The following is a 26459-nucleotide window of genomic DNA, read 5'->3' as shown; positions in this document are numbered from 1 at the left end:
GCACGTTATGGCCTATCGCCCCGTCGGAGCCGCGATTCACGAAGGCTCGTGCACCGTCATCCATCGTGGGCAGCGGGATTACGACCCGACCCCGGTTGTCATCAAGCTCCCACGCGGCGAGGTGACCCCGCGGGACATCGAGCGGCTCCGGCACGAGTATTCGATCCTGAAGAGCATCGACGCGCCCGGCGTGGTCAAAGCCCTTTCGCTCGAGCCGTCCGAGCGAGGCGTCGCGCTCGTGCTGGAGGCGCTCCCGGGCGAGACGCTCGCCGCAATGCTCCGCGCGCGGCGCCTCGACGTGGCGACGGCGCTGAAGATCGGCCGCGGCATCGCGGGCATTCTCGCCAGCGTCCACCAGCGCGGGATCGTCCACCGCGACGTCAAACCCCAGAATCTTCTTTATCACCCGGAGACGGGGAGCGTCTACCTCCTCGATTTCGGCCTGGCCATGCGTCTGTCGGAGGCGACCGGGCGCGGCGCGGAGGCCATGACGGGGACGCTCGCCTATCTCGCGCCCGAGCAGACGGGCCGCATGAATCGGCCTTTGGATCACCGCGCCGATCTGTATGCCTTCGGCGTCACCCTGTACCAGATGCTCACGGCGTATTTGCCTTTCACGACGACCGACCCCGTCGAGCTCGTGCACAGCCATATCGCACGCGTCCCCGCCGCGCCGCGGGAGGTCGACGGGCGTATCCCCGAGGTGGTCTCCGCGCTCGTCATGAAGCTCCTCGCCAAGGCGCCGGAGGATCGATACCAGACCGCGCGCGGCGTCGAGCTCGATCTCGCCGCGTGCATCCGCCAGATCGAGGAAACGGGCGCCGTCGAGACCTTCGTGCTCGGGCGCCACGACACCGCCGCGGCGCTGCACTTGCCGGAGCGGCTTTATGGCCGCTCGGTCGAGGAGAAGGCCTTGCTCGATGCATTCGAGCGTGCGCGCCTCGGGCCGGCGGAGCTCGTCCTGATCGCGGGCCCCTCCGGGGTCGGCAAGTCGGCGCTCGTCCACGAGCTCCGCCGGAGCCTCCCTCGCGACGGCGCGCGCTTCATTTCCGGCAAATTCGATCTCCTGAGCCGTAGCGTCCCGTACGGCCCCGTCATTCAAGCGTTCCGCGAGCTCTTGCAGCAGCTCCTCGGCGAGAGCGCAGGCGAGCTCGCGACCCTTCAGGCGCGCCTGTCACGGGTGCTCTCGGGCAATGGCCGGGTCATCGTGGATCTCGTCCCGGAGTTCGCGGACATCCTGGGCCCGCAGCCCGCGCTCCCCGTCGTCGGGCCGGCCGAGTCGCAGAATCGCATGAGCCTCGTACTCAAGAGCTTCATGCAGGTCTTCACGAGCCCGGAGAGGCCGCTCGTCCTGTTCCTCGACGATCTGCAATGGGCCGATCCCGGCTCACTCAAGCTGCTCGAGCTCCTGCTCGCCGATCGGGATTGCCCCGGCCTCTTGCTCCTCGGCGCGTACCGCGACAACGAGGTGGACGCGGCGCATCCCTTGACGGCGACCCTCGCCGCGCTGCGGAACGAGGGCGTCGCCGTGAGCGAGATCGGGCTCCGATCGCTCGGCGCCCCGGAGCTCGCGCAATTGCTCGGCGACGCGCTCGCCGTGGACCCGCTGCGCGCGCGCCCGCTCGCCATGGCCGTGCTGGCGAAGACCCAGGGAAATCCGTTTTTCGTGGGCCAGTTTCTGCACGCATTGCACGAAGGCCAGCAGATCCGCTACGACGCCGAGCAGAGCGCCTGGCGCTGGGACCTCGAGGCCATCGAGGCGCGCGAGGTCACCGACAACGTCGTCGATCTGATCGTCCGTAACCTCGCGCTCCTCGCGCCCGAAACGCAGCGCGTCCTCCGCCTCGCCGCGTGCATCGGGCATACCTTCACGCTGCAAACCCTCTCCACCATCGACGAGCTGTCCCCCGAGCGGACCGCCGATGCATTATTGCCCGCGATCCGCGAGGGGCTCGTGGTGCAGGAAGCGTCCGATCGATACCGCTTCCTGCACAACCGCGTGCAGCAGGCCGCCTATGCGACGATCGACGAGGCGGACCGGGCCGCGACGCACCTGCGTATCGGGCGGCTCCTCCTCGCGGGAATGGATCCGGGCGCGCCGGATCGGGCCCACTTCGAGGTCGCCTTCCACCTCAATCACGGCGAGGCGCAGATGCGGGACCCCGCCGAGAGGCTCGCGCTCGCCGAGCGGAACCTCGACGTCGGCCGCAGGGCCAAGGCGTCGAATGCGTACGAAGCGGCTGCAAGCCATTTCCGCGTCGGCACGACCCTGCTCCCGGAATCGGCCTGGCAGGACCTCTACGCGCTCACCTTCGCCCTGCACCTGGAGCTCGCCGAATGCGATTACCTCTGCGGGCGCTTCGAGCAGGCCGAGGCCTCGTTCGAGCGCCTCGTGGAGAGGGCCCGGTCGAAGGTCGACCTCGGGAACGTGTTCGCCCTGGAGCTTCGGCTCTATCAAGTCGCGGGCAAGTACGCCGAGGCCGTCGATGTCGGCTTCCGGGCGCTACGGCGCCTCGGCATCGAGATTCCGGAGACCGACGAAGCCGTGCAGGCAGCGACGATACGCGAGATGCAGGAGGTAAAGGCGCTCCTCGGCGAAACGCCCATCGAGGCGCTCGTCGACGCGCCTTTGATGACCGACCCCGAGCCGATCGCGGTGATGAGCATCCTGAACGAGCTCCTGTCCTGCTCGTACATCGGCAGGCCCGCGGTGTTCGCGCTCAGCGTCATGCGGGCCGTCCGCCATTCGCTGCGCCACGGGAATTCGCCCGAGTCCTGCTACTCGTACAGCTGCTATGCCGTTCTTCTCGTCACGTGGGACCAGATCCCGACCGCCGTCGCGGTCTCCGAGATGGCGATGGCGTTGAACGAGCGTTTCGGCGACGCCGCGTCGCGCGGCCGCGTGCTGCACGTGCACGGCAACCACATCCATTTCTGGGTCAGGCATTACCGCACGTGTTTCCCCATCGTCGAGCGCGCGTTCGACGCCTGCCTCGCCGTCGGGGAGTTCGTCAATGCGGGCTTCATCGCACACGCGGTGACATGGCTCGCCCTGGAGCGGGGGGATGCGCTCGACGACGTCGTCCGGTTCTCCGAGCGCTTCGCCGCCTTCGCGAAGCAGAGCCGGAACGAGCTCATCCTGCTCGCCGTTCAGCTCACGCAGCAGTTTGCCCGGAGCCTCACGCGCCCCTGGCTGCCGGATCGGCCCCTCGACGACGATCGATTCTCCGGCGACTTCGTCCTCGCGACCTTCACGCGCGCGGGCTTCCGCACGGGCATCGCCTTCTATCACATCACCTTGCTCATGTTGCATTACACGGCCGGGCAATACGAGCAGGCGGTGGCCTCGGCCGACCGCGCGCGCGACGTCCTCGACGGCGTGCCGACGCTGCCCATCGAGCCGACGTTTTACCTGTACGAGGCGCTCGCCCTGCTCGCGCGTGGCCCCGTCGGGGACGCGGAGGCCGCGCGGCGGGATCAGGAGCGGATCGACACGAGCCGCGACAAACTCGCGCGTTATGCCGAATTCGGCCCCGAAAACTACGAGCACAAACATCTCCTCGTGTGCGCGGAGGCGTCGCGCGTCGCGGGGCGCCATCTCGAAGCGGACGACCTTTACGATCGGGCGATTCTTTCCGCCCGGACGTACGGCTTCACGCCGTACGAGGCGCTCGCAAACGAGCTCGCAGGCCGGGCGCTCCTCGCGCGCGGGCGGCATCTCCTCGCGCCCGTGTATCTACGCGAGGCGCACGCCGCCTACGTCCGCTGGGGCGCGGCGCACAAGGCCGAGCGACTCACGAAGGAGCACCCGCACATCGTGGCCCACGGCCTCGCGCGCGTGCCGGCGACGCACGCGTCGGCCAGCGCGAGCACCTCCGCGGGCCGGGGCGTAGGCGGAATGGTCGACATGGCCACGGTCTTGCGCCTCGGGCAGGCCCTCGCCGGGGAAATGGAGCTGCCCAAGGTGATCGAGCAGCTCATGCGCATCGTGCTGAGCAATGCGGGCGCCACGCGGGGCGCCTTGATCCTCGATCGAGAGGGTGTGCTGCGGATCGAGGCGACGATCAGCCTCGGGCCCGATATCGTCACGGTATGCGACGCAGGCCCGATGGATGCGTCCGCCGACCTGCCGAGCTCGGTGATCCGGTATGCGGCGCGCACCCGCGAGGCCGTGGTGCTCGGCGACGTGGCGGCCGATGCGCGCTTCGCGAAGGACGCCTCCTTGCGCGGCCGCGGGGTCCTGTCGATTTTATGCCTCCCGCTCGTGCACCAGCGCCGCCTCGTGGGCGTGCTTCACCTGGAGAATGGACTCGTCCGTGACGCGTTCGGCCTCGAGCGGGTGGAGTTTCTGGAATTGCTCTGCGCGCAGGCGGCGACGGCGCTGGAGAATGCGCTCCTCGTCGGACGCCTCCAGGCCACGAGCCAGGCGCTGCGGCAATCGAACGAGCGGCTCGAAGCCGAGGTCGCCGAGCGGACGCACGATTTGGTCGAAGTGAACACGCGCCTCACGCAGGAGCTCGTGGAGCGAGAGCGCGCCGAGCAGGCGCGCGTCCGGCTCCAGGAGGAAATCATCCGCGTGCAGGCCGACCTCCTCCTGGAGCTCTCCACGCCGCTCATTCCCATCACGGACGACATCCTCGTCATGCCGCTCATCGGCGAAATGGACGCGCGGCGCGCCGAGCGCGTGATGGATACCGTGCTCTCCGGGGCGCAGAGCAGCGGGGCCCGGGTGGTGATCATGGACATCACGGGGATGAAGACCGTCGACGCCGAGGCCGCGTCCGCGCTGATCCGCGCGGCGTCCGCGCTGCGCCTGCTCGGGATGCAGGCGTGGCTCACGGGCGTGCGTCAAGACGTGGCCCAGACGCTCATCGCCCTGGGGATCGACCTCGGCGGCATTCTGACGTTCGGGAGCTTGAAGCGAGGCGTCGCGCATGCGGCGCGCCTCGCGCGCGTCACTTCTCGTTGAACACGTACTCGTGCTGTGCGTCGCGGATCGTCAGCGTCCGCTTCGCCCCGCCGCCGACCACGAATTCGACCCCCGTCATGCCCGGCGTCGTGGTGACGAACGAGATCGTCCCGTCCGGGTTCTTTTTCGTCGCGACCTCGCTCTTCCACTCGCCGAAATCGAAGATCGTCGCGGCGCCGGCGCGCGACACCTTGACGTCCCCGAGCGCGGCGTTCGTGTAATGGGCCGCGAGCTTCTTGGACTCCGCGGCGTCTGCCGGCGACGTGAGCAGCTTGCGCTCGGCGGCCAGTTGATCGAAGTACATCTTGCCCACCGTCGCGATCTCGGTGTCCGCCTCGGCTTTCCCGTCGAACAGCACCTCGAGCAGCTTGCGCTGGAAGATGCTGCGGATGAGCCAGCCGGGGTCGCCGTTCGTCAGGACCACGGCCCCGACGCCGTGCTCGGGCAGCCACATCATGTCGCTGTGGAAGCCGATGAGGTCACCGCCGTGATGCACCACGGTCACGCCCCATTTCTTGTCGACCATGAGGCCCATGCCGTAGGTCGCGTCCGTATTGATGGCGACCTGAGGCGCGCGCCGCGCGAGGAGGATGTCCTTCTCGAGGTAGGATTTCCCGTCCGGCAGCTTGCCCTCGGCGAGCTCCATCTGCACGTATTTGAGCACGTCGTTCACCGTGGCCCAGGCGCCGCCCGCCGGGCGTACGGGAATGACGGCCTCGTTCACCGCCGCGATGGCGCGCGCGGATTTCCCGTCGATGTCCTGCGCGTGCGGGACCGCGTAATTGCCGGTCTGCGCGCGCTTGAAATCGAACGTGGCCCCCTTCATGCCGAGCGGCTCGAACACGCGCGTGCGCATCGCCTCGTCGTAGGCCTTGCCGACGTCGAGCTTCGGGAACGCCACGTGCCCGCCGATGAACCCTGCCGCCGCGGCGAGCGGGTTCGAATACTGGAACAGCTCCCCGAATTTGCTCGTCGGCTGCATCGTCGCGAGCGTCGCGAGCGCGCCGTCGGGCGTCACGCCCTGGAACTGGAAGATCCACTCGAGATCCTGCCGCGGCATTCCCGTACACGCGCAGATCAGGTGCTTGACGAGCACGCGGCTCGTCGTGTCCGCATCTCCGAGCTTGAACGAGGGCAAGAGGCTCGTCGCCGGCGTCTCCCACGTGAGCTTCTTTTCCTCGACGAGCTTCGCGAGCATCAGCGTCGTCAGCGCTTTCGTGTTCGACGCGATGATGTACTTCGTGTCCGCGTCCACGGCCTGCTTCTTGCCGAGCTCCCGCACGCCGAAGCCGCCGGCGAACACCACCTTGCCGCCCTGGATGAGGCCGACGGAGACGCCCGGCACGCCGAGCTTTTGCTGTGCGGTCTCGACGAACTTGCCGAGCGCGGCGATACGCGCCTGATCGAGCGTATTCGCGGTTTTCCCCGCGAACGACTCGCGCGCCCGCCCCTTGGGCAAGAGGCGGCCGTAGATCAACCCGACCTGCGAGCCGCGCTTCTCGCCGACGGCCTGCTCCATGTCGTAGATGACCACGGTCCACGTATCGTTCGCGAACCGCGCCATGGCGCCGACATCGCGTTTTTCGTTGGGCGAGGTCTGGTAATCGTAGATCTTGATGCGGGTCCAGCCGTCCTTGTCGGGGGCGTCGACCGTCGTCTTGAGCGGCCATTTCTTCTCGGAGCCATAGGCCGCCCACGCGAGCGCGACGGCATCGTCCGCGTCCTTCGCCTGCACGTCGACGAGCGCGATGCGCGAGCCCGGCTCGGGGGCTTCGAGGATCGTGGCCGGACCCTTCACGCTGATCCGCCAGCCGCTCGGCGCGATGAACGTATTTCCGGCGACGGTGGTCTTCGGCGTATCCGCGGCGAGCCTCTCGCCCGCGATCGCCTGCGGGGCAGGGGCCTCGGGCGCGGCCGTCGGCGTGACGGAAGCGGCGGGCGCGGACGAACCGGTCGGCTCCACGGGCGACGTGGGGGCCGTGGGTTCTGGTGAGGACGAACAGGCGGCGAGCGTGACGAGCGCGATAACAGGTAGGAGCGAACGCATGGCGCGCAATCTACACGCGCGCGCTCGGCAGGGAAAGTTCTGTTCTCACCGGGTTTGCGGCAGCGCGTATTCGAGCAAGATTGCGCCGCCGGCCTCGGTGAAGAACAACGTCTTCAAATCGATCAGGTTCCGCGTGGGCTCTGCGCCCGCCTCCGTCGTCACGCCATACGTGCGCACGAGCTCGACGCCGAGGCCCTGCACGAACGCGCCGACGTTGAAATCGTAAGCCACGGGCGTCACGAGGTAATCGAAGGCCTGGAAATATTGGAGCATGTCCTTGCCCGATTGCACGAACAGGTAATTGCCGCCCCGGCTGTTCGTGATCGCGTGGATCACCGACTGGTGGAAATTCTCCCCGAGCCCGAGCGCAGTCAGGCCGATCCGACGGCTCGCCTGCTCGGTCACGAGCCGCTGGAGCGAGGCCGTATCCGTCACGCCCGTGTTGAGCCCCGCGTCCGAGATGAGGATCACACGGTGCTCGTAGCCTGGAAGGCGATCCACGTTTTCACGGACGAGCGAGAATCCGTCGCGCAGCCCGGCTTCCAGGTTCGTCGAGCCGCGCGTCTGGAGAGCCCTCACCTTGGCGATGAGCGCCTGCTTGTCGCGCACGGGCGCGGGACGGACGAGGATTTCGCTGTTCGTCTCGAAGAGGACGATCGACAGCATATCCCGCTCGTCGAGCTCCTCGATCGTGCGGATGAGCGCGTCCTTGGCCCATTCGAGCCGCGATTTTTCGGTGCCGTCCGTGGCGCCCATCGAGCCGCTGACGTCGAGCACCACCGCGAGGTTCAGCGGATCGCGCCGGAAAGCCTCCGCGGTCATCGCCGAGCTCATGCCGAGCTGCACGTACAGCTTGCGATTCTCGGAATCGACGGCCACGGCCGGATCCACGCAAACGAGGGACGGGCAGGCCTCGGCGCGGGTGAGCGGCAGGGAAAACTCGCGCAAAAATCCCTCGACGGTGAGCACGTCGGCCTTGGGTACGCTTCCATCCCGCACGAGCTTGCGGAAATACCCGAACCCCTGCGCCCCGCCACCGCCGAGGGCGAGGCCACCGCCCCCCGCGCGCGCGGCGTAACGCATCGCCCGATGCAACGGGACGGACGGCGGCGAATAACCGCCGACGGGCGCGCGACCCTGCGCCATGTTCGCCGCGAGAGAGCGCGTGAGATCCAGGACCTCCACGACGTCCTGGTCCCCGCGAAGCCGCGGGTTCGCCAGGATGCGGGCGTCCATGGTCTGGATCTCGGTGCGTAATGCAGAAGCGACGGCCCTGCGGGCGGTGGTGCAATCGGGGGTGACGACGCGCCCGATCCAGGTGCGGACGGGGGCCGGGCAAGCTTCCTGGTACCGGCCGAGGAAATTCACGAGGGTCTGGGCGGTCTGCGCCAGGAAAATCGTCTTTTCGATCCCGGGATCGGTCGCGACGAGGCCGGGGCCTCCGAGCGGCGGGATTTCGACGGAGCGGGACCCCGATTCGGTGCGTGCATTGTCTGCGCGCTCGTAACGAAAGGAGACCTCGACGCGCGGCGCGGCGAGCGCAGGCTGCGCGAAGAGGACGAGCGTCGCGAGGAACAAGAGGATCTGCATGGAAACCTCCTTCCCGGGCAGGGCCCGGGCGAGGGGAGGAGGCAAGATGGGCGCCCTCGGGAGGCGCGCATTCCAATGTTCCGCCCAACCATGGCAACATGCGCACGCATGGAGGTTCTCATGGCGCGTGACGCAAGGGCGCGGATGTTCAGAGGTGCGTCGAATGGCGGAACGCGGATCCGGGGCGCGCTCGTCGCTGTCGGCGTCTTTGCAATCTCTGTGCGCTCGTGGAGAAAGGTGTAGCAGCTACAGCGCTGTTGCAACAGAAGACATGTACGTTCATGATGGTCCTCATGAACGTACGTGCGAGCCTTCCCTTGGACACCACGCAGACCGGATGCGCCGAGCCCACCCGCCTCGAGCATCGAGCGCACGCCGAGGACTCCCATGAGGCCTGCTGCGCGCACCACCGCCATCATTCTCGGCCCGCTGGGAAGGCCACGCCCGGCCGCTCGTCCTTGCTGAGCGTGGTGCTCCCGGTCCTCGCCTGCGCCGTCTGCCCCACGTGCCTCGGCGCTTGGGCGCAGGCGCTCTCCGCCCTCGGCGTTGGCTTCGTGGTCACCGAGGCGCAGCACCACGTCCTGCTCGTCGTCGCGGTCGCGGTGACGCTCGTGGTGAGCGTCCGTCGTTATGTGCGATCACGCCGCAAAGGCCCGCTCGCGCTCTCGCTCGCCGGTTCCATCGGCCTCGTCGCGAGCCACCTCCTCGGCGAGATCGAAGCCCTCGCCTGGGCGTCGATCGTGGTCCTCGTGGCGGCGTCCATCTGGCAGCATCGAGCCTTGCCGAGCCCGGCGCGCCCGGCGAAGCAAGCCGCCTGAGCGCACGCCTCTTCATTGCAGCATCGCGCTGGCCTCCTGGGGCATGACGAGCGCGAGGACCTCCTCGCCGCTCCTGGATTCGAGCACCACGTACGTCGCCGGGCAGAGCGAGAGGATCTGCTCGAGCCACGCGTCCGCCTCGAACGCCGAGAGATCGTCGTGTGACGACGTGATCCAGCAGAGCAGGCCGAGGAGCGAGGACGTGGCGAAGATCCGGAGCTCGGCGCGCCCGCCCCGGAAGATCCCTCGTGTCGCCGCGCCGCGGACGAACGTCACCGAGAGCCTGAGGAGGCCCGCGGACGGCTCGTACGCGAGGGTGAGCGTCGAGTCCACGGCGATACGCCGCATGTAGAGCCCTCCTGCCGGCCCGCCGGCGATCGGGGAGAAGCCTGCCTCGTGGAGGTGGCGCACCGCGTGACGGCAGAGCTCCTCGTGCTCGTGTTGCGTGTTGCAGTCCATGTCGAACTATAGTTGCAACTGTGATGCGTTTGCAATATAGAAGCGCCCACCATGATCAAGCAGCCGGAGCCCGGCCTCTACCGGACCACGAAGCCCTACCCTGGCCAGGAGGAGGCGATCCCCGCCGGCGTCCTCGTGTACGTCGGCGTCGAGGACGGCGTCGCCTTCGTGGTTCGCCCCGGCCAGAACCGCCGGAATCGCTGGTTCTGGGGCAAACCCACCTACGTGCTCCGCTCCGTGAGCTGGGCCGAGTCGCTGAAACGTTTGCCTTCGGAGGGCTTCTACACGCTCCCACACGACCTCGCGCTCGACGGCGGCGGGCGCTGGCTGAAGAACGCGATCGTGCAGCTCGGATACAACGGAGAGGGGCGCGGGATCCTCTTCGTCGCCGAGGACCACGAAGGCGAGCCGCGCAACGTGCTCGTTTTTTCGGACCGCGGGGTGCTCGTGAGTGACGAGATGCTCGCGAAGCTCGTCTGGGCGCCGATCCTGCCGGTGCGCTCGTGAATGGAGGACATCCCATGCTCCAGCACGCTTCTCTCCCTTTCTCTTCGCGCCCCGTGGCCCCCGAGGATGGCTCGTTCCGCATCGGCGGCGATCCCGACGTCCTCGCCTCCATCCACGAGCCCTCCGTGAACGTCGCGATCTGGGCGCGCCTGCTCCCGCCGGACCTCGGCCCCGAGATCGCGGCGCGGGCCAGCCGCAAGGACGACTTCGAGGGGATCTTCGACGCCGCAGAGATAAAGGAGGGCCGGCTGTTCGACCCCGCCGACGCAGCGAGCCCGCTCCGCGCGGATGTCGGGCGCCTGCTCCAGCTCTTCGCGGCTCTCGCCGGCGTGCCGCGCATCCAGGTGTTTTTCGGAGCGATACGCAACGATCAATGCCGCAAGTTCCACGTGGACTACGTGCGCCTCCGCCTCGTCACCACGTACCTCGGCCCCGGGACGGAGTGGTTGCCGGAGGACGCCGTCTGCCGCGAGGAGCTCGACCTCGCGCCGCCTTCCCCCGCGGAGGCCAATCGGCGGATCGTGCGTGATGCCGGCAAGATTCGACGGGCAAACGCCGGCGACGTCGTGATCCTCAAAGGGGAGCGTTATCCGGGCAATGAACGGGCGGCGGTGCATCGATCACCGCCGATCCAGGCGTTCGGCCTCACCCGCGTCGTGCTCGTCGCGACGACCTACGACAAGGGCTCGTGACCGCGCTCGCTCCCGCCGAGGACCTGTATCTCGTAGATCGGAACAGGCCTCGGTCCACAAACCGTATCTTTGTTGCAACTGCAATCGTTGCCTGCTAGGGTCTGCCCCGGACGCGGACGTCTCCCTCCTCCACGCCCGGCCCTCTCTGCCAGCGTTGGTGACGTTCGCGCCCTTTTTCTTTCCAAAGGAGTGTCATGCGAAGTCTCAGGTGGATGCTGATCGCGTCCCTCGTGATCGGTGCCTTCGGCTGCGGGGACGGTGGAAGCAATGGCCAGGGCGGCGCCGGCGGCCAGGGCGGGACAGGCGGCCAGGGCGGCGCCGGTGGCCAGGGCGGGACAGGCGGAACAGGCGGAGCAGGCGGCGAAGGTGGCGGAGGCGTCACGCCTGCGTGCTTCACGGGCACCGCGACGTGCAATCCGTTGACGAACGCGGGGTGCGAGGGCGCGGGCGAAGCCTGCGACTTCGGGGAGAAGCAGGGGAAGCACGGATTCTATTGTTACCCACCCCCGAACGAGGCCAAGGAGGGCGAGGCGTGTAACAATGGAAGCGGCCCTTTCTGCGCGCCGACGTTGCATTGCAACGGCACGTGCAAGAAGTTCTGCTGCGCGAGCGCCGAGTGCGCCCAGGGCGAGACGTGCGAGCCGTTCGACGCGGCGCTCGGGCCCCTCGGCTTCTGCCGTGATCCGAGCGCCTGCTCACCCGCGGGCGGGCCTTGCCAGAAGCCCGAGGATTGCTGCTCGATGGATTGCCACGTGGACCATTGCCACTGAGCGATCCTCAGTGCGCGCCGGGCGCGAGGTCGATGTTCCTCGTGTCGAGCCCGAGCACCACGATCCCGCTCGGCGCGCCTCCGAGGACGTGCCGCTCGACCATCACGAGCGGATCGGCGTCGATCTCCAGGACCTCACCCGAGCCCGGCGCCGTCACGAATGCGCGATCGGGCGTGAGCGCGAGCCCGTGCCTCGGCCCCTGTCCCTCGCAGGCGAAGGGCGGAACGATGCCGCCGAGTGATGTGATCGCGCCCGTCGCGAGCTCGATCCGCCGAAGGGCGCCGTCGCTCGTCAAGGCGAAGAGCGCCTCGCCGCGCGGCTCGATCCCGAAGAGGCACGTCTCCGCGCCCACGTCGAAGCGCGCCGAGGCTCCCGTGCCTGCCTCGAATCGAAACAATGCCGCGGGGCCGAGATCGCCGACGACGAAGCCGCGCGGGCCATGCCCCACCAACGTGCGCGCAGGGCCGTCTCCGGGATAAGGCCACTTGGCGCCGATCATGCTCCCGCCGTCCTCGGACGGCTCCACGACGAGCACTCCGTCCTCGCATGCGAAGGCGACGAGACCTTCGACGGGAGCCGCCCCTGAAAGCGCGGGGCAGCTCGGCATGATCACCTCAGCGCTGCCGCTCTCGTTCACGAATGAGACGCCCTCGGCTCGCCCTTCCGGGTCGCCCGGCAAGGGGCGCGTCATGAGGACACCTCCTTCCACGGCAGCCGCCGATCCGCGATGAGGTGCCTCCGCGACGAACCACTTCGGCACCGGCGTCTCGCCGCGAATCCGGAGCGCCTCCTCCGAGACCACGGCGGCTTGCGCGGGGGCCCCGTCCGCCGCCGATCCCTCGAAGAAGAGCGCGACTTGGCCCGCGCTGGAGAGGGTGGCCCCCGGCGCCGCGCCCTCGATGGTGAGCTCGTGCAGGGCCGTCTCGAATTTGTAGATGTGGAGGTGGTCGTCGTGCGGCGCGACGGACACACCCGCGCGCAAAAAATGCCCTTCGCCGCGCCCGGAGGAGAGCAGCACCGCGAAATCGCCGGACTCCGTCGCGTGCATCGATACAGGGCCGTCCCCTGGGAGCGTGGCGATCCACGCGTCCTCTTCGACGTCGAAGATCGAGACCGCGCCCGAAACGCCATCCGCGACGGCCACCCGCGCGCGACGCCAAGAGGGGTGGCGCGTCTCGAGGTCCGTTGCGGGCCCCGCGACATCGCCGTCGGGGCCACACGCCGCCCCCGCGAGCGCGGCGAGGACGAACCCGAGGCGCGACAAACCAGCACGTTTCACGTGACAAAACCGGTCGAGCATCCACTCGCTCTTATCACGTACAGATTGTTGTTGCAACTTAGATGCTTTAGAAGTACACGGAGCCATCCACCGTGAACCTCGGTTCGTCTGGGAAAGGACAGGCCTCGACGTGGGCTCGTGTCGCGAGGTGCTGCGCGCGCCCGCTCATGCCGTTGGTGCTCGCCTGCGCGCCGGGGCTCGCGTCCGCGGACGAACCCTCGCCGCCGCGCGAGGATGCGACCTCGAACGGGCCCATCCACGAGCCGAAAAAGCCGGTGTCGCCCGCGACGAACGAACCAGACGAGTCCGAGGAGCCGCGCGGCGAGGTGGTCGTGCGCGGTTCGTCACGACCGCCGCCGCCCAGCGCGGCCGGGGATCACCGCGTCCGCGTGGGACAGCTCGCCGACGTGCCGCGGCGCTCGGCCGAGCAATTGCTGACGCTCGCGCCCGGGTTTCTCCTGCAAAACCACGGCGGCGAAGGGCACCCGTCGGCCATCTTCCTGCGGGGCTTCAGCGCGGCCGAGGGGCAAGACCTCGAGATGTCCGTGGGCGGCATCCCGCTGAACGAGCCGTCGAACGCGCACGGTCACGGATACGCCGACACGCATTTCGTGATCCCGGAGCTCGTGGAGGAGCTACGCGTGGTGGAGGGACCCTTCGACCCGCGCCAGGGGGATTTCGCGGTCGCGGGATCGGTCGAATACACGCTTGGGCTCGCGGAGCGGGGAATCGTTGCGCAGGCGGGGTACGGCTCGTTCGACACGAAGCGCCTCCTCCTTTTGTGGGGCCCCGGGGGCACGCCGCGCGGTACGTTCGTCGGCCTCTCCGTGACCGACAGCGACGGGTTCGGTCGGAGCCGGGCGAGCACCGCGGCCCGCTCGATGGCGCAATACGAGCACCGCTTCGGCGCGGCGAGCCGGCTCGTCGCGCTCGTCTCGGCGTACACCACGCGCTTCGACGGCGCGGGTGTGGTGCGTCAGGACGATTTCGAGGCGCGCAGGCTCGATTGCCCCGAGGACCACGACAGCCAGTTCTTCTGCACCTACGATCCGAACCAGGGCGGCGCCGTCGCGCGGCTCGACGCGTCCCTCCGATTCGAGCACAAGGGCACGCGCGAGGAGCATACACACCAGGTCTTCGCCACGATCCGAAAGACGCGGCTCCGCGAGAATTTCACGGGGTTCGTCACGGACGTGCGCCCCTCGGGCGAGCCGCAGCGCGGGGACGGGGTCGAGCAGATCTACGATGCGACGACGTTCGGCGCGCGGGGGAGTTTTACGCGGGCCGTGGACGCATGGGGACACCGGCAATCGCTGGAGCTCGGTTATTTCGCGCGACACGATCGGGGCGACACCCTGCAGCGGAGGCTCCGGCGGGTGGGCGGCGTGCCCTATCGCGTGGATTTCGAGAGCGGCCTCGCGCTCACGAACATCGCGGGATACGCGGCGGGCAAGCTCCGGCCCGCGTCGTGGCTCACGCTCCGCGGCGGGATCCGGGTCGATACGTTCGGCTTCGCGGTCGAGGATCGGAACAAGCCCGAGAAGGATCGCAGCGGTCCGCGGGAGCCGTCGGATACCATCGAGGCCTTCGGGCTCACGCTCGGGCCCCGCGCTTCGGTGGAGATCGGCGTCGCGAAGGGGCTCGCGTGGATGACGAGTTACGGCGCGGGATCACGATCGAGCGACGCGCAGGCGCTCTCGGACGGCGAGAGCGCGCCGTTTGCCCGGGTCCACGCATTCGAGACGGGCGTTGTCTTCGAGCGATCCGAGGGGAGGACGCTCGACGTCTCCGCGCGAGCGCTCGCGTATTTCACGCGGGTGGATCGGGATCTCGTGTTCGACGCGGCGCGCGGGCGTAATGTCCTCGTGGGGACGTCGAATCGGTTTGGCGCGTCAATCTCGGGGAGGCTCACTTCACGCGCGGGCATCGACACGCAGGGGAGCTTGACGTACGCCGAGGCCTACCTGCCCGAGGCGGGCGCGCCGTGGTATGCATTCACGAGCGGCAAGCGGCTCCCGTACATCCCCCGCTGGGTGGCGCGGCTCGACACCTCGGTCCGCAAGGACATCGAGGTCGGGGGCGTGCGCCTCCGCGCCACGGGCGCGCTCGGGACGACGTACGTGGCGCCGCGACCCTTGCCGCTCGAGCAGTTCGGCCACGACATCTTCACGGTCGATATCGCGGCGCGCCTCCGGTATCGCTTCGTCGAGGTGGGAATCGAGGCGACGAACGTGCTCGATCGCCGCAACCGCGCGGCCGAGTTCAATCACCCGTCGAATTTCAGCTTGCCCGACGCGCCGGCCTCGCGGCTCTCGCATCCGCATTTCGCGGCGGCGCCGCCGCGTCAGATCCTCGGGACGGTACGATTTCATCTGGAGGCGGCGAAGGGCGAGGAGGAGGCAGGACGATGAATCTCGACGCACGTTTCGCGTTCGCGCTGCTCGCCTTGGGGAGCCTCGGCTCCGCCGGCTGTGACCTGCCAAGCGGAACCGGCGGGCGCGCGATCGAATTCGAGATGCGGTTTGGCACGGCGTGGAGGCCGGGGCTCCCACCCGGCTCGTTCGAGACGAGCACCGGCTGGAGGGTCGAGCTCGGGGAGGCCACGGTGGCGATCGGGCCCGTGTACGTTCACGAGAATCCGCCGCCGCTCGCGGGTCTCGGCGCGCCGAGGGGCAAAGGTTTGTCCGACATGCTGTGGGACGTGCTTGTCTCCGACGCGCATGCCCACGCAGGGGACCAGCATTTCGACGGCGGCGAGGTCAAAGGGGAATGGCTGGGTCAGCTCGCCTTCGACGTGCTCGATCCCGGCGGCGTGTACATCGGCCCCGTGCCGGGGACGGAGGGGCGCGCGCGTTCCCTGTCGATCCGGCTCGATCCGCCGCGCGCGTCGATCGGAGGCGACGGCGGTGCCTTGCGCGGCCACCACGCATACGTGGTCGGGGTGGCGGAGAAGGACGGGCTGGTCGTCCCTTTCGAGGGTGGGCTCGATATCGAAGAGGAGGGCACGAAGCGCAGCGTCGACGGCGTCCCCCTCGACGTGTCGCTCGGCGACGGGATCGTGGTGGGGATCGTGATCCACCCGAGTGCCTGGTTCGACGGCGCCCATTTCGACCGGCTGACGGAGAAAAACGCGGCGGGGCGGTTCGTGATCACGCCCGAGAGCCAGGTGCGAACGGCCTGGTTTCTGGGCGCCCGGGGTTTTTCCGCATTCTCGGCGGAGACGCGCGACGCGCGGTGAGGCGGATCCGCCGCCCCTCGGCGCGTCGTATCGGAGGGTATACGATGAAAACGATGGTGGGCTTCGTCCTTTCTTTTCTTTCTGCGATGGCAGCCGGCTGCGGCGGGGAGGACGCCTCGAGCGGCGCGGGCGCGCTGGCCGTCCGGATCACGGGCGAGGATGCGGCGAAGACGGGGTTCCCCGTCGAGGAGGAGGGGGAGGCCATTGCCTTCGCGGATGGCTGGACCGTGCAGTTCGCGAAGGTGCTCGTTTCGTTCGGCGCGCTCGACGTGCGCGGCGCGGACGGCGCGGTGGCGATCGAATCGAAGGGGTGGTGGGTGGCCGATCTGCACACCGGAGACGCGTCCTTGCCGGTGTTCGAGGGGCTCGAGGCGAGGCGCTGGGATCGGTTCGGGTACGAGATCGCCGCGCCCGATGCGAGCGCCGTGGCGCTCGGCGGCGTCACCCAGGCCGACGTGCAGGCCATGATCGACGGAACATTCAATTATTGGATGGAGGGGACGGCCACGAAAGCCGGCGATACCTACACGTTCGCCTGGGGCCTCTCGAACCCGACCCGGAATACGAGCTGCACGAATGGGCTCGACGGGACGGACGGGGTGGTGATCCGGGGCAACACGACGACAGAGGCGGAGATCACGATTCATCTCGACCATCTCTTCTGGGATACGCTCGGCTCCGAGGAGGCGTCGCTTCGTTTCGACGCGCTCGCGGCGGCCGCCGGAGCCGACAAGGAAATATCGCTCGAGGATCTCGCGACGCAGACGTTATCGGACCTGAAGGGGCTCGACGGGATGACGCTCGTGGACGCCGAGGGAATGCCGGTCGTCTACAACCCCGGGAGCGTGCCGCTCGCCTCGCAGGACCTCCTGTCCTTCATGCTCGCGTCGTCGGCGTCGATGGGCCACCTCAACGGCGAGGGGCTCTGCACCGTCGGCGCGTTGTGATCTCCCCACGTTCTGGGACACCGTCGGGCCCCCTGCGGCACGCTCCCCGCGCGCGCTGGATCCTCGCGCGGCGATGTGGAGCGGACCACGCGTACGTTGGTCTTGCCAAATCTTGACGCGCATACCTGCGGGTCATCTCCCCTTGTCCGGACAACCATCGGCGCCCTCGAAGCCGTCGAGGTTCCAGGGCTGCTCGGGCCCTTGCCCTCGTCGTCCAGGAGGCCGTCCCTGTCCATGTCGAGCGCAGCCGTCCTCGTTCGGCTCGACAGACGCGGGAGCACGGCCGTAGGTCGAGACAGACATGCGCCCGGCCAGACGAGCGCTCCTCCCACGAGGGGACCACAGTTTGGAATTGACGCCGCCTTGCGAAGGTCCCAGGATCGAGCAGTTGGATAGCGAGGTTCGCTAAATGGACTCCCGGGCGCAGCAGAGGCAGCGGATGTTGCGTACGAGCGAGCCTCGGCTTTTGACACGCGGGACATCCGCCGGCTTCCACCTCGGTGAGCCGAACGGGCGGCGCTTACCTTTTTCGGGCCGGCTGGCCCAGGAGTTCGCGTGGAAGGTGACGCCGGGTCTCGGTACGCGGCGCGCCTGGGGCGGTCGGCGATCATGAGCAGAGCTCCGGCGCCCGGTGCTCGTGAGGGCACGATCCTCATCGTGGATGACATGCCCATCAACCTGGCCGTGCTCGTGGATCATCTGGAATCCGCAGGGCATCAGGCGCTCGTCGCTCAGGACGCGGAAGACGCCTTGAAGCGGGCGAGCCTCATGAAACCCGACCTGATCCTGCTCGACGTGGTGATGCCTGGGATCGACGGCTTCGAGACTTGCCGGCGCCTGAAAGCGGCCGAGAGCACCCGAGACATCCCGGTGATATTCATGACCTGCCTCGGAGAAGCGGCGAACAAGCTCGTGGGGTTCGAGGCGGGGGGCGTCGATTACATCACCAAACCATTCGAGATCGACGAGGTGCTCGCGCGGATCAAGACGCATCTGAGCTTGCGCGAGGTGCAAAAGGAGCTGGAAGCGAAGAACGCGCAGCTACAGCGTGCCCATCAGGACCTGGAACAACGGGTGCGAGAGCGCACGGCCGAGCTGGCGAGCTCGAACGCCGCGCTCAAAGCGGAGAACGCCGAGCGCCGGCGCGCGGAAGATGCTTTGCGCGAGAGCCGGCATCTGCTTCAGGCCATCGCCGACAACTCCACCACGGTCATCTACGTCAAGGACCTCGAAGGCCGCTATTTGATGGTCAACCACCGCTTCGAGGAGTTATTTCATGTGACCGCGCGGTCGCTCATGGGCAAGACCGACTATGACTTGTTCTCCGTGGAGCATGCCGACGCATTTCGTGCTTTCGATCTGCAGGTGGCGGCGGCCGGGAGGCCGCTGGAGAAGGAAGAGACCGTACCCCAGGACGATGGGCTCCACACGTACATCTCGATCAAGTGCCCGCTCTTCGACGAGTCGGGCCGGGCGTATGCGGTTTGCGGGGTTTCCACGGACATCAGCGAGCGAACGCGGGCGGAGGCGGAGCGGGAGAGGCTGCTCTCCCGCGAACAGGCGGCGCGGGCGGAGCTCGAGCGTACCGGGCGGCTGAAGGACGAGTTCCTGGCGCTCTTGAGCCACGAGCTGCGGACGCCGCTCACCGCGATCCTCGGCTGGTCCCAGTTGCTCCTCACCCGCGGTCCGTCGGACGAGTTCCTGCGCCGAGGGCTCGGGACGATCGAGCGGAACGCGCGGACGCAAGCCAAGCTCATCGACGACCTCCTGGACATGTCGCGTATCATCAGCGGGCGGCTGAGCCTCGAAATGGAGGCGGTCGATCTGGCCGAGATGCTCGAAACGATGCTGGAATCGGCGGAGCCGGCGGCGAAGACGAAAGGGATCCGCCTGGAGCTCAGCATCGCGACGGCCGGAGAGCAGGTCCTCGGGGACCCGAATCGTCTCCAGCAGATCGTGTGGAACCTTCTCAGCAATTCGATGAAGTTCACGCCGAAGGGCGGGCAGGTCAAGGTATCGCTGCGTCGCGAGGGGGCGTTTGCGCATCTCGCGGTGACCGATACGGGGATCGGTATCGATCCGGGGTTTTTGCCGTACGTATTCGAGCAATTCCGGCAAGCAGACGCTTCGACCACGCGCGAGCACGGCGGGCTGGGTCTGGGTCTTTCGATCGTGCATCACCTGGTCGAGCTGCACGGGGGGACGGTGGAGGCGCAGAGCGCAGGGAAGGACCAGGGAGCGAGCTTCACGGTGAAGCTGCCGCTCGGGGCCAAGCATGTCGACGTTTTGGCCGGAGAACGGCCGTCCCCGATTCCGCAGCGCCGGCCATCCTGGCACCGCGGCGGTGGGCTCTTGAATTTGACGGGGGTGCGGGTGCTGGTGGTGGACGACGAGCCGGATACGCGGGAGCTGCTCCTGCGGATCCTGGTGGAGTGCCACGCAGAGGTGCGGACGGCGGGTTCGGTCGTGGAGGCTCTGGCGGAGCTGGCTCGAGACCAGCCGACGGTCCTGGTGAGCGACATCGGGATGCCGCAGGAGGGCGGGTACGAGCTGATCCAGAAGGTACGGCAGTTGCCGCAGGAGCGTGGGGGGAGGGTACCCGCGCTGGCGTTGACCGCATTTGCGCGCGCCGAGGACCGCACGCGGGCGCTTCTGGCCGGATACCAGATGCATCTGGCGAAGCCCGTGAAGCCGTCGGAGCTCGTGGCGCACGTGGCGAGTTTGGCCGGGCGAAACCATGGTGGGAGCGAGGTGAGCCCAGACGGCCGCGCTCGGTCCGTGTAGCAACGACGGGCCGCCGCGCCGGGGCTCTGCCCCGGACCCCGCGGGGGCTGTTCGCCCCTCGACCCGAACCAGGGCAAGCCCTGGACCTCAGGGGGAAGAACTGCGCGATGCGCAGTTCTTCCCACAGGCCGGTGGCAAGACCAGGGGCAGCGTTGCCAGTCACGACGGTCTTCATTGGCAGGGTCGTCGCCGGTCTTGCCTCGGCCTGTTCGATGAACTGCGCATCGCGCAGTTCATCGACCCCGGGTCCAGCGCTTGCGCTGGTCCGGGTCCAGGGGCGGATAGCCCCTGGTGGGGCCTGGGGCAAAGCCCCAGCGAAACGCCGCCTCGTCAGGTGCCCTCGTTCGCCGCTGCCTGGCCTCCCGCGGCATATTCATCGACGAACTCCTGCAGCTTCCGTATCTGGTAGGACAGCGCCAGCGTCTGGAACTGCTTGAGCCAGGGGCCGAGTCGAGGCTCGTTTTGCTGCATTCGCTCTGCCTCCGCCAGCACGTTCCGGATACGGCCCGATGCCACCAGCCGCGATAGCAACGATAGCTGTTCGGCCGAGGGCGGCACCAGCGCGCCTTCCTCCTCTTTCCCCGTGGGGGCCGCGGCTTTCACCGGTTCGTGCGTCCATTCCACGCCGAGGAAACGCGCGATCTTGTCGAAGAGAAGGCTCGCTTGCACGGGCTTGGGCAAGAAGTCGTCCCAGCCGGTATGAGCCCCCTTCGGCTGCTCGGCGGCGGTGACGTTTGCCGACGAGGCCAGGATCACCACCCCGTCGAGCTCGGGCATCTGCCGCATGCGGCGCGTGGTCTCATAGCCGTCGAGGCCCGGCATGGCCAGGTCCATCAGGATCAGCGCCGGCCTGTGCTGAAGGGCCAGCCGTAGCGCGGATTCGCCGCCGTCGGCCTGGATGACGTCGAAGCCCACGGGGACCAGCAGATCGCAGAACAATGCGCGGTTGCCGGGGTTGTCGTCGACGACGAGGATCTTTCGGCGCTCGCCGCGATACCCGGTGATCGTGTCCCACCCCGGGGCTTCGTCGGCGACCGCGGAGGGCAGAGCCTCGGCCAGCGTGAGCGTCACCGTGAATGCGCTCCCTTTGCCGAGCTCGCTCTCGACATGAATGGTCCCGCCCATCTGCTCGATGAGCCTCTTCGTGATGGCGAGCCCGAGCCCGGTCCCCTCGCTCTTCACTTTCTGGTCTCCCACCTGCTCGAAGGGCTCGAAGATGCGCGCGAGGTGCTCCGGGGCGATGCCGGGGCCCGTGTCCTCGATCCGGAAGCGCACCTCGCGCCGACCTCCTCCGCCCTCGGTGAGTACGTCGACGAGCAGGGTGACTGCGCCGCGCTCGGTGAACTTGATGGCATTGCCGAGCAGGTTCAGGAGCACCTGCGTCAGGCGCTTTTCGTCGGCGTGCACGGCGGCGAGCGCCGGGCCTCGCACCTCGTGGGTGAAGACGATTCCCCTCTGTTCGGCGCGCACACGGCAGAGGTCCACGATGGTCTGCACGAAAGAGGGAAAGTCGAACTTCAGGGGGACGAGCTCCATCTTGCCGGCCTCGATCTTCGCCAGGTCGAGGAGGTCGTTGAGCAGCGAAAGCAGGTGCTCGCCCGATTTCTTCACGATCTGCACGCCTTCGCGGCTCTTCGGCGAGAGCTCGGGCGCTCGTATGAGGAATTGCGCGTAACCGAGGATGCCATTGAGCGGCGTGCGTAGCTCGTGGCTCATGCTCGAGAGGAAATCGCTCTTCGCTCGATTGGCGCGGTCGGCCGCCTCCTTGGCGATCTGCAGCTGCGCCGTGCGCTCCTGGATCTTGACCTCCAAGTCCCGGTACAGCACGGCATTCTCGACGGCGATCGCCGCCTGCGATGCGAGCACCGACAAGAGCTCCACGCGCGCGGGAGGGAACGCCGACGGCACGTCGCGGTGCTCGAGGTACAGCACGCCCACCACGTGACCCCGATGCGTCAACGGCAGCGCCAGCAGCGAAAGGACCGCGTGAGATGTGAGGTACGGGTCGCCGGCGAAGCGCGCCTCGGACCTCGCGTCGCCCGTCACCACGGGCTCGCCCGTGCGGGCCGCGTATTTCACCACCGCCACCGGCACGTCGTGACTCTGCCCGAGAGGCTCCGACAGCCCCGTCTCGATGCGGCTCCCTTCCACCGAGAGCCGCGCGACGACGGAGAGCGCTTCCCCTTCGCTGAGCACCAGGGCGCCGCGCTGCGCCCCCGCGTTCTCCAGCGTGAGCTCCATCAACCGACCCACCACGCGCCCCGGGTCGAGCTCGCCCGAGAGCGCCTGCGCCGCGCGCACCGCGGTTTTCACGTCGAAATTCGCGCCCGTGGATTCGACCGTGGTCGTGGTCGTCGCCGTCACGGTCGTGCGCTCGGCGGAAGGCTCGTGCATGCTCACCTTGAGCAAGGCGGGATACCTCGCGCCCAGGTGGGCGACCACGGCGTAAGCGCCCCAGCGCGCGTAGGCATCACGCGCCTCGCGCAGGTACATCGCCCCGACGTGGCTCTTGCCCGACGAGAGGCGAAACTCGGCGGCGAGCTGGGCTGCCAGCGCCTCGATGTGCAGGAAGCGGTGCTCGCGGCTGAGCTCGATGGCCTCGTCGTATTTGGCCGCCGCCTCCTCGGTCTTGCCGAGGACGCGGGCGTATTCGGCCTCGACGAGGCGCAGCTTGTGGAGGAAGTTCGCTTCGCAGCCTTCGCTGTAGTAGCGCAATCGCGTCAGGCCATGCTCGATGTGCTGCCCGAGCCGCGCTTGCTGCTCGTCCGTGGCGGCGTCGGGCCAGCATTTCGCGGCCGCGAGCGCGAGAAAGAGCGCGATGTCCGTCACGGGCGGCATCCCGAGGATGTCTGCCTGGAATTGCTCCGCCTCCCGCATGCTCGACAGCGCCTGCTCCCATTTGCCGACGGCACAGAACAGATACCCTTCCAGGGTACGAGCGATCCCTCCGGTGAACCTGTCCCCATCGGCCAGGAGAGAGCGCGAACCTCGCGGCAATGGCTCTTCCTCCAGGAGGTTCTTGGCTCCGTCGGGAGACATGAGCACCTCGCAAAAGGACGCGACCAGCTCGAAGTGGTGTCGCCCGACCGCGTCCCCTGCGCGCTGCACCAGATCCCAGCGAGCCTTTTGCTGCGCGTCGACCTGACCGAGCGGCAGACCACGCCACACCCGGTAGTAGAGCAATTCGGACAAGAGCCCCCAGCTCGTGCCTTGAAAGGACCCGATCTTCAAGCCGGCTGCGATACCTTGCTCGTAGACGGGGGACGCTTCATCGATCGGCCTCGAGTGGGCCAGGTAGATCCCCTTGAGCGCGATGCATTCGGGGAGCATCGGAGATCCCACGCGCTCCGCGGCACGCACCCCGGGCGTGAGCCAGCGCATGACACGGCGATACATGCCCGTCGCCACCGACCACACGTTGGCGAAGCTGCAGATCATGAAGGTGGCCGCAGGCGTGAGCGCGTCCCGCCGGATCGCCTCGGACACGATGCGGGCGATGATCAGCGAATACAACATCGGCCGGCCGCCGTAGATCGTGCAGAGCTGCGCCTGCGTCATCAGGGCATCGATGAGCCGGTGCTCCAGCGACGGATCGACCTGCATGCGATCGAACCCGTCCGGGTTTCGTTCGAGCCATTGATCCAGCTCGGTGGACTCTTGCAGCAGCGCGACCTGACACGCGTCGTCCGTGTCGGGGAACGTGATACCCCGCTTCGCGAGCGCGGCTATCCCGAGCCCGATTCCCCGCGCGTACTGACCCGTGGCGACACAGCAGCGCGTGCGGATCTCCTGCGCCGAAAGCCACGCCACCTCCGGCAGAGACCTGTCCAGCAAGGCGAGGGCCCGCGCCTCGACGTCGTCGAACTCCCGCAGCAGATAGGCGGCCTCCAGGCGCGTGAGCCCGATCTCCACCGACAGCTCGTGCTGCTCCTCCCAGGCCCGCTCGCCGAGGAGCGCCTGCGCGTTGTCCAGCAGGTTGGCCATCAATCGATACGAGCTCGCCGCCTTCGCGGTGCGCGCGGCCTCGAGGTTCAGCCGCGCGAGCTCCTTGCGCTCCTCCACGGATTCGACCCGCGCCGAGCCCAGGTTCAGGTGCCGCACGAGCTCCAGGAATTGCTGGGCCGTCCCCCCCTCGGCGCGATAACGCGCCCGGAGCCGCCGGCCGATCTCCAGGTGCGCGAGCACCCGCTGCTCCGGCGAGATCCGCTCGTAGCTCGCCTGCTGCACGCGGTCGTGCAGGAACCGGTAGGCTGCGTCCAGCGACACCTCGCCAATGCCTCCGAGCGCCTGCGCGGGGCGGTACGCGCCGTCGACCGGCACCACCAGCTCCGCATCCAGCGCCGGCCATAACGCCCCCGTCACCGGGGCGCGCTCCCACCCGCTGAGCCGCTCGAGGTCCTGCAGGTGGAACGTGTGACCAGCGCAGGCCGCGAGCCCGAGGAGCTTTTGCGTCGGCTCGGGCATCTCGCGCACCTTGGCCGTCAAGAGCGCCACCACGTTATCGGTGACGCCCGCCCTCTCCAGAGACGATTGCTCCCAGCGCCACGCCCCGCTCTCCGGGTCCCTCACCACCTGCTTTTGCCGGTGCAGGGAGAGCAAGAGCTGCTCCAGGAAAAAGGGGTTTCCACGGGTCTTCTGCGAAAGCACACGCGAAAGCGGCAAGACCCGCGCGGGCTCGCTCTCCAGCGTCCGCGCGAGCCATTTTTGCACCTGCTCTCCCGACAGGGGGCCCACCGTCATGCGTGAGACCTTGGCCTCGCTCTTTTCCACCGCCTCCACGAGCTTCCACAGCGGGTGCTCGGGCGGCGTCTCGTTGTCGCGGTACGCCGCGATCACGAGCAGCGATTTGCGCTCCACGTCCGTCAAGAGCGTCTGCAGGATGATCAGCGTGGCGCTGTCGGCCCATTGCATGTCGTCCAGGAACATCACGAGCGGCGGGTTCGGCGCCGTGACGGCTCGCACGAAATTCAGCCACGTCAGCTTCTGCCGGTTGAGCATCTGCTCGCCCTCCACCGGCGGCACCGGCGGCAGCTTGCCCATGACCAGGTCGAGCTCCGGCACCACGTCCGCGATGAGCCGCGCGTTGTCCCCGACCTCGCGCCGGATCCGCTCCTGCCAGGCCTCGAGCACCGCCTCCGAGCTCGAGAGCCATTGGCGCATCAGCGCCCCGAACGCTTGCGAAAGCGCCGCGAACGGCGTCGACCGCGCGAGCTGGTCGTGCTTGCCCGCGATCAAGAGCCCGCGCCCCGCCTGCGCGATGTCCCTGTAGACCGTGCGCACGAGCGCCGTCTTGCCGATGCCCGAGGGACCACCGACGAGCAAGAGCTCCGTCGTGCCCTGCGCGGCGCGCGTGAAGGACTCGCCCACGCGCTCGACGTCGCGCTCCCGCCCCACGAGCGTCTGCGGAATCCGGAGCTTTCGCGAAAAATCTTTTCTTCCGAGGGCGAACGGCTCCACCGTGCCCCGCTCGTCCCATTGCCGGAGCGCCTCCTCCAGATCCTCCGTCAGGCCGCGGGCCGTCTGGTAACGCCGCTCGGGATCCTTGGCCAGGAGCTTCGCCACGATGGCCGCCACGGCCCGCGGCACGTCCGGGGCGACGGAATCGAGCGGAGGCGGGTCCTTGGCCAGGTGCGCGTGCACCAGCGAGAGCGGATCACGCTCCGTGAATGGCAGCCGCCCCGACATCACCTCGAAGAGCGTCACCCCCAGCGAGTAGAGGTCCGTGCGTGTATCGAGCGCGCGCGCCGTGCGCCCCGTCTGCTCGGGGGAAATATAAACCAGCGTCCCTTCCAGCGCCTCGGGGATGCTCGCCTCGGTCGCCTCCTGGGACAGCAGCGAGGCAATGCCGAAATCGAGCAGCGTGACCCTCTCGCACGCCTCGTCCACCAGCACGTTTTGCGGCTTGATGTCCTTGTGCATCACGCCGGCGGCATGCACCCCCTCGAGCACCCGCGACAGGAGCCGGCCGATCCGAAGCGCGGCCCCGATCGGCAAGCGCCCCTGCTTGGCGAGCAGCCGATCGAGCGAGTCGAGGCCAGGATCCTCCAGCACGAGCGCCGCCGTGCCGCCCTGCTGCACGAGCGCCCGTGCGCGCGCCACCCCGGGCACCTCCGCGAGCTGCATGAGCGCCTGGTGCTCGTGGATCAGCCGCCCCAGCACGCGCGGACTGGGCACGGCGGCCACCGGGCTCTTGATGGCCACGTGCGCCCCGGAAGGGACATGGAGCGCGCGCCAGACCCGTGTTTCGCTCCCGTCGTAGACGACCTCTCCGAGCGTGTAATCCCGCAGGTCCATCGTTTTCCCTCGCGGCCTTCCCAGGGGCGCGGCTATCCGAGCGTCGATCTAGGATCGAGCGGGGT

Annotated in this window: 14 protein-coding genes; 9 read left to right on the top strand and 5 right to left on the bottom strand. The window is 68.3% G+C overall.

Features of this window, described 5'->3' with window-relative positions:
- Positions 1-7 precede the first annotated feature (7 nt).
- Entirely contained in the window at positions 8-4969 is a 4962-nt protein-coding gene (locus QHF83_RS39420) for an AAA family ATPase (protein WP_282423232.1), read from the top strand.
- Here the strand turns inward: QHF83_RS39420 and QHF83_RS39415 are convergent.
- Positions 4956-7016, bottom strand: coding sequence for a serine hydrolase domain-containing protein (locus tag QHF83_RS39415; protein ID WP_282423231.1), 2061 nt, complete (start codon positions 7014-7016; stop codon positions 4956-4958). The two genes, QHF83_RS39420 and QHF83_RS39415, sit on opposite strands and share 14 nt — an antisense overlap.
- Positions 7017-7061: 45 nt before the next feature.
- Positions 7062-8606: a VWA domain-containing protein gene (locus QHF83_RS39410; RefSeq protein ID WP_282423230.1), complete on the bottom strand. Its 1545-nt coding sequence runs from the start codon at positions 8604-8606 to the stop codon at positions 7062-7064.
- 293 nt (positions 8607-8899) lie between these two features.
- Here QHF83_RS39410 and QHF83_RS39405 point away from each other — a divergent pair, with 293 nt between their 5' ends.
- On the top strand, positions 8900-9424 hold the full coding sequence (locus QHF83_RS39405) for a MerC family mercury resistance protein (RefSeq protein WP_282423229.1): 525 nt from the start codon (positions 8900-8902) through the stop codon (positions 9422-9424).
- Between the two features lie 12 nt (positions 9425-9436).
- Here QHF83_RS39405 and QHF83_RS39400 read toward each other — a convergent pair whose 3' ends face one another.
- Positions 9437-9883 carry a hypothetical protein gene (locus QHF83_RS39400; RefSeq protein ID WP_282423228.1) on the bottom strand — a complete coding sequence of 149 codons (447 nt, stop codon included), beginning with the start codon at positions 9881-9883 and terminating at the stop codon, positions 9437-9439.
- Between the two features lie 51 nt (positions 9884-9934).
- On the opposite strand from QHF83_RS39400, the gene QHF83_RS39395 reads away from it, so the two are divergent.
- From QHF83_RS39395 to QHF83_RS39385, 3 genes are all read left to right on the top strand, one after another.
- Positions 9935-10390 (top strand): hypothetical protein, encoded by a 456-nt coding sequence (locus QHF83_RS39395; RefSeq protein ID WP_282423227.1) that lies wholly within the window; start codon positions 9935-9937, stop codon positions 10388-10390.
- Between the two features lie 14 nt (positions 10391-10404).
- A complete protein-coding gene (locus tag QHF83_RS39390; protein WP_282423226.1) occupies positions 10405-11082 on the top strand; it encodes a DUF1826 domain-containing protein in 678 nt (225 codons plus the stop codon).
- 194 nt (positions 11083-11276) lie between these two features.
- Positions 11277-11852, top strand: coding sequence for a hypothetical protein (locus tag QHF83_RS39385; protein ID WP_282423225.1), 576 nt, complete (start codon positions 11277-11279; stop codon positions 11850-11852).
- A gap of 7 nt (positions 11853-11859) precedes the next feature.
- On the opposite strand, the gene QHF83_RS39380 is transcribed toward QHF83_RS39385, so the two are convergent.
- Positions 11860-13152: a hypothetical protein gene (locus tag QHF83_RS39380; RefSeq protein ID WP_282423224.1), complete on the bottom strand. Its 1293-nt coding sequence runs from the start codon at positions 13150-13152 to the stop codon at positions 11860-11862.
- A gap of 146 nt (positions 13153-13298) precedes the next feature.
- Between QHF83_RS39380 and QHF83_RS39375 the strand changes: the two genes are divergently transcribed.
- The 4 genes from QHF83_RS39375 to QHF83_RS39360 all read left to right on the top strand — a co-directional run bounded on the left by QHF83_RS39375 (position 13299) and on the right by QHF83_RS39360 (position 20100).
- Complete coding sequence (locus QHF83_RS39375; RefSeq protein WP_282423223.1) at positions 13299-15542, top strand: TonB-dependent receptor; 2244 nt, start codon at positions 13299-13301, stop codon at positions 15540-15542.
- Entirely contained in the window at positions 15539-16369 is an 831-nt protein-coding gene (locus tag QHF83_RS39370; protein WP_282423222.1) for a hypothetical protein, read from the top strand. Before QHF83_RS39375 ends, QHF83_RS39370 begins: the two co-directional genes overlap by 4 nt.
- A gap of 44 nt (positions 16370-16413) precedes the next feature.
- Positions 16414-17316, top strand: a complete 903-nt coding sequence (locus QHF83_RS39365; RefSeq protein WP_282423221.1) for a hypothetical protein — start codon at positions 16414-16416, stop codon at positions 17314-17316.
- A gap of 609 nt (positions 17317-17925) precedes the next feature.
- A complete protein-coding gene (locus tag QHF83_RS39360) occupies positions 17926-20100 on the top strand; it encodes a response regulator (protein ID WP_282423220.1) in 2175 nt (724 codons plus the stop codon).
- 330 nt (positions 20101-20430) lie between these two features.
- Here QHF83_RS39360 and QHF83_RS39355 read toward each other — a convergent pair whose 3' ends face one another.
- Positions 20431-26394 carry an AAA family ATPase gene (locus tag QHF83_RS39355; protein ID WP_282423219.1) on the bottom strand — a complete coding sequence of 1988 codons (5964 nt, stop codon included), beginning with the start codon at positions 26392-26394 and terminating at the stop codon, positions 20431-20433.
- Positions 26395-26459: the final 65 nt, after the last annotated feature.

This window comes from Polyangium sp. 15x6, from assembly GCF_029960785.1.
Classification (GTDB): Bacteria; Myxococcota_A; Polyangia; order Polyangiales; family Polyangiaceae; genus Polyangium.
This window is presented reverse-complemented; position numbering and strand designations above follow the sequence as displayed.

Bases quoted from the DNA above. Each gene is read 5' to 3' on its own strand.
- QHF83_RS39420 (WP_282423232.1), top strand. From the start codon at position 8: ATGGCCTATCGCCCCGTCGGAGCCGCGATTCACGAAGGCTCGTGCACC.
- QHF83_RS39415 (WP_282423231.1), bottom strand. From the start codon at position 7,016: ATGCGTTCGCTCCTACCTGTTATCGCGCTCGTCACGCTCGCCGCCTGT.
- QHF83_RS39410 (WP_282423230.1), bottom strand. From the start codon at position 8,606: ATGCAGATCCTCTTGTTCCTCGCGACGCTCGTCCTCTTCGCGCAGCCT.
- QHF83_RS39405 (WP_282423229.1), top strand. From the start codon at position 8,900: ATGAACGTACGTGCGAGCCTTCCCTTGGACACCACGCAGACCGGATGC.
- QHF83_RS39400 (WP_282423228.1), bottom strand. From the start codon at position 9,883: ATGGACTGCAACACGCAACACGAGCACGAGGAGCTCTGCCGTCACGCG.
- QHF83_RS39395 (WP_282423227.1), top strand. From the start codon at position 9,935: ATGATCAAGCAGCCGGAGCCCGGCCTCTACCGGACCACGAAGCCCTAC.
- QHF83_RS39390 (WP_282423226.1), top strand. From the start codon at position 10,405: ATGCTCCAGCACGCTTCTCTCCCTTTCTCTTCGCGCCCCGTGGCCCCC.
- QHF83_RS39385 (WP_282423225.1), top strand. From the start codon at position 11,277: ATGCGAAGTCTCAGGTGGATGCTGATCGCGTCCCTCGTGATCGGTGCC.
- QHF83_RS39380 (WP_282423224.1), bottom strand. From the start codon at position 13,152: ATGCTCGACCGGTTTTGTCACGTGAAACGTGCTGGTTTGTCGCGCCTC.
- QHF83_RS39375 (WP_282423223.1), top strand. From the start codon at position 13,299: ATGCCGTTGGTGCTCGCCTGCGCGCCGGGGCTCGCGTCCGCGGACGAA.
- QHF83_RS39370 (WP_282423222.1), top strand. From the start codon at position 15,539: ATGAATCTCGACGCACGTTTCGCGTTCGCGCTGCTCGCCTTGGGGAGC.
- QHF83_RS39365 (WP_282423221.1), top strand. From the start codon at position 16,414: ATGAAAACGATGGTGGGCTTCGTCCTTTCTTTTCTTTCTGCGATGGCA.
- QHF83_RS39360 (WP_282423220.1), top strand. From the start codon at position 17,926: ATGAGCAGAGCTCCGGCGCCCGGTGCTCGTGAGGGCACGATCCTCATC.
- QHF83_RS39355 (WP_282423219.1), bottom strand. From the start codon at position 26,394: ATGGACCTGCGGGATTACACGCTCGGAGAGGTCGTCTACGACGGGAGC.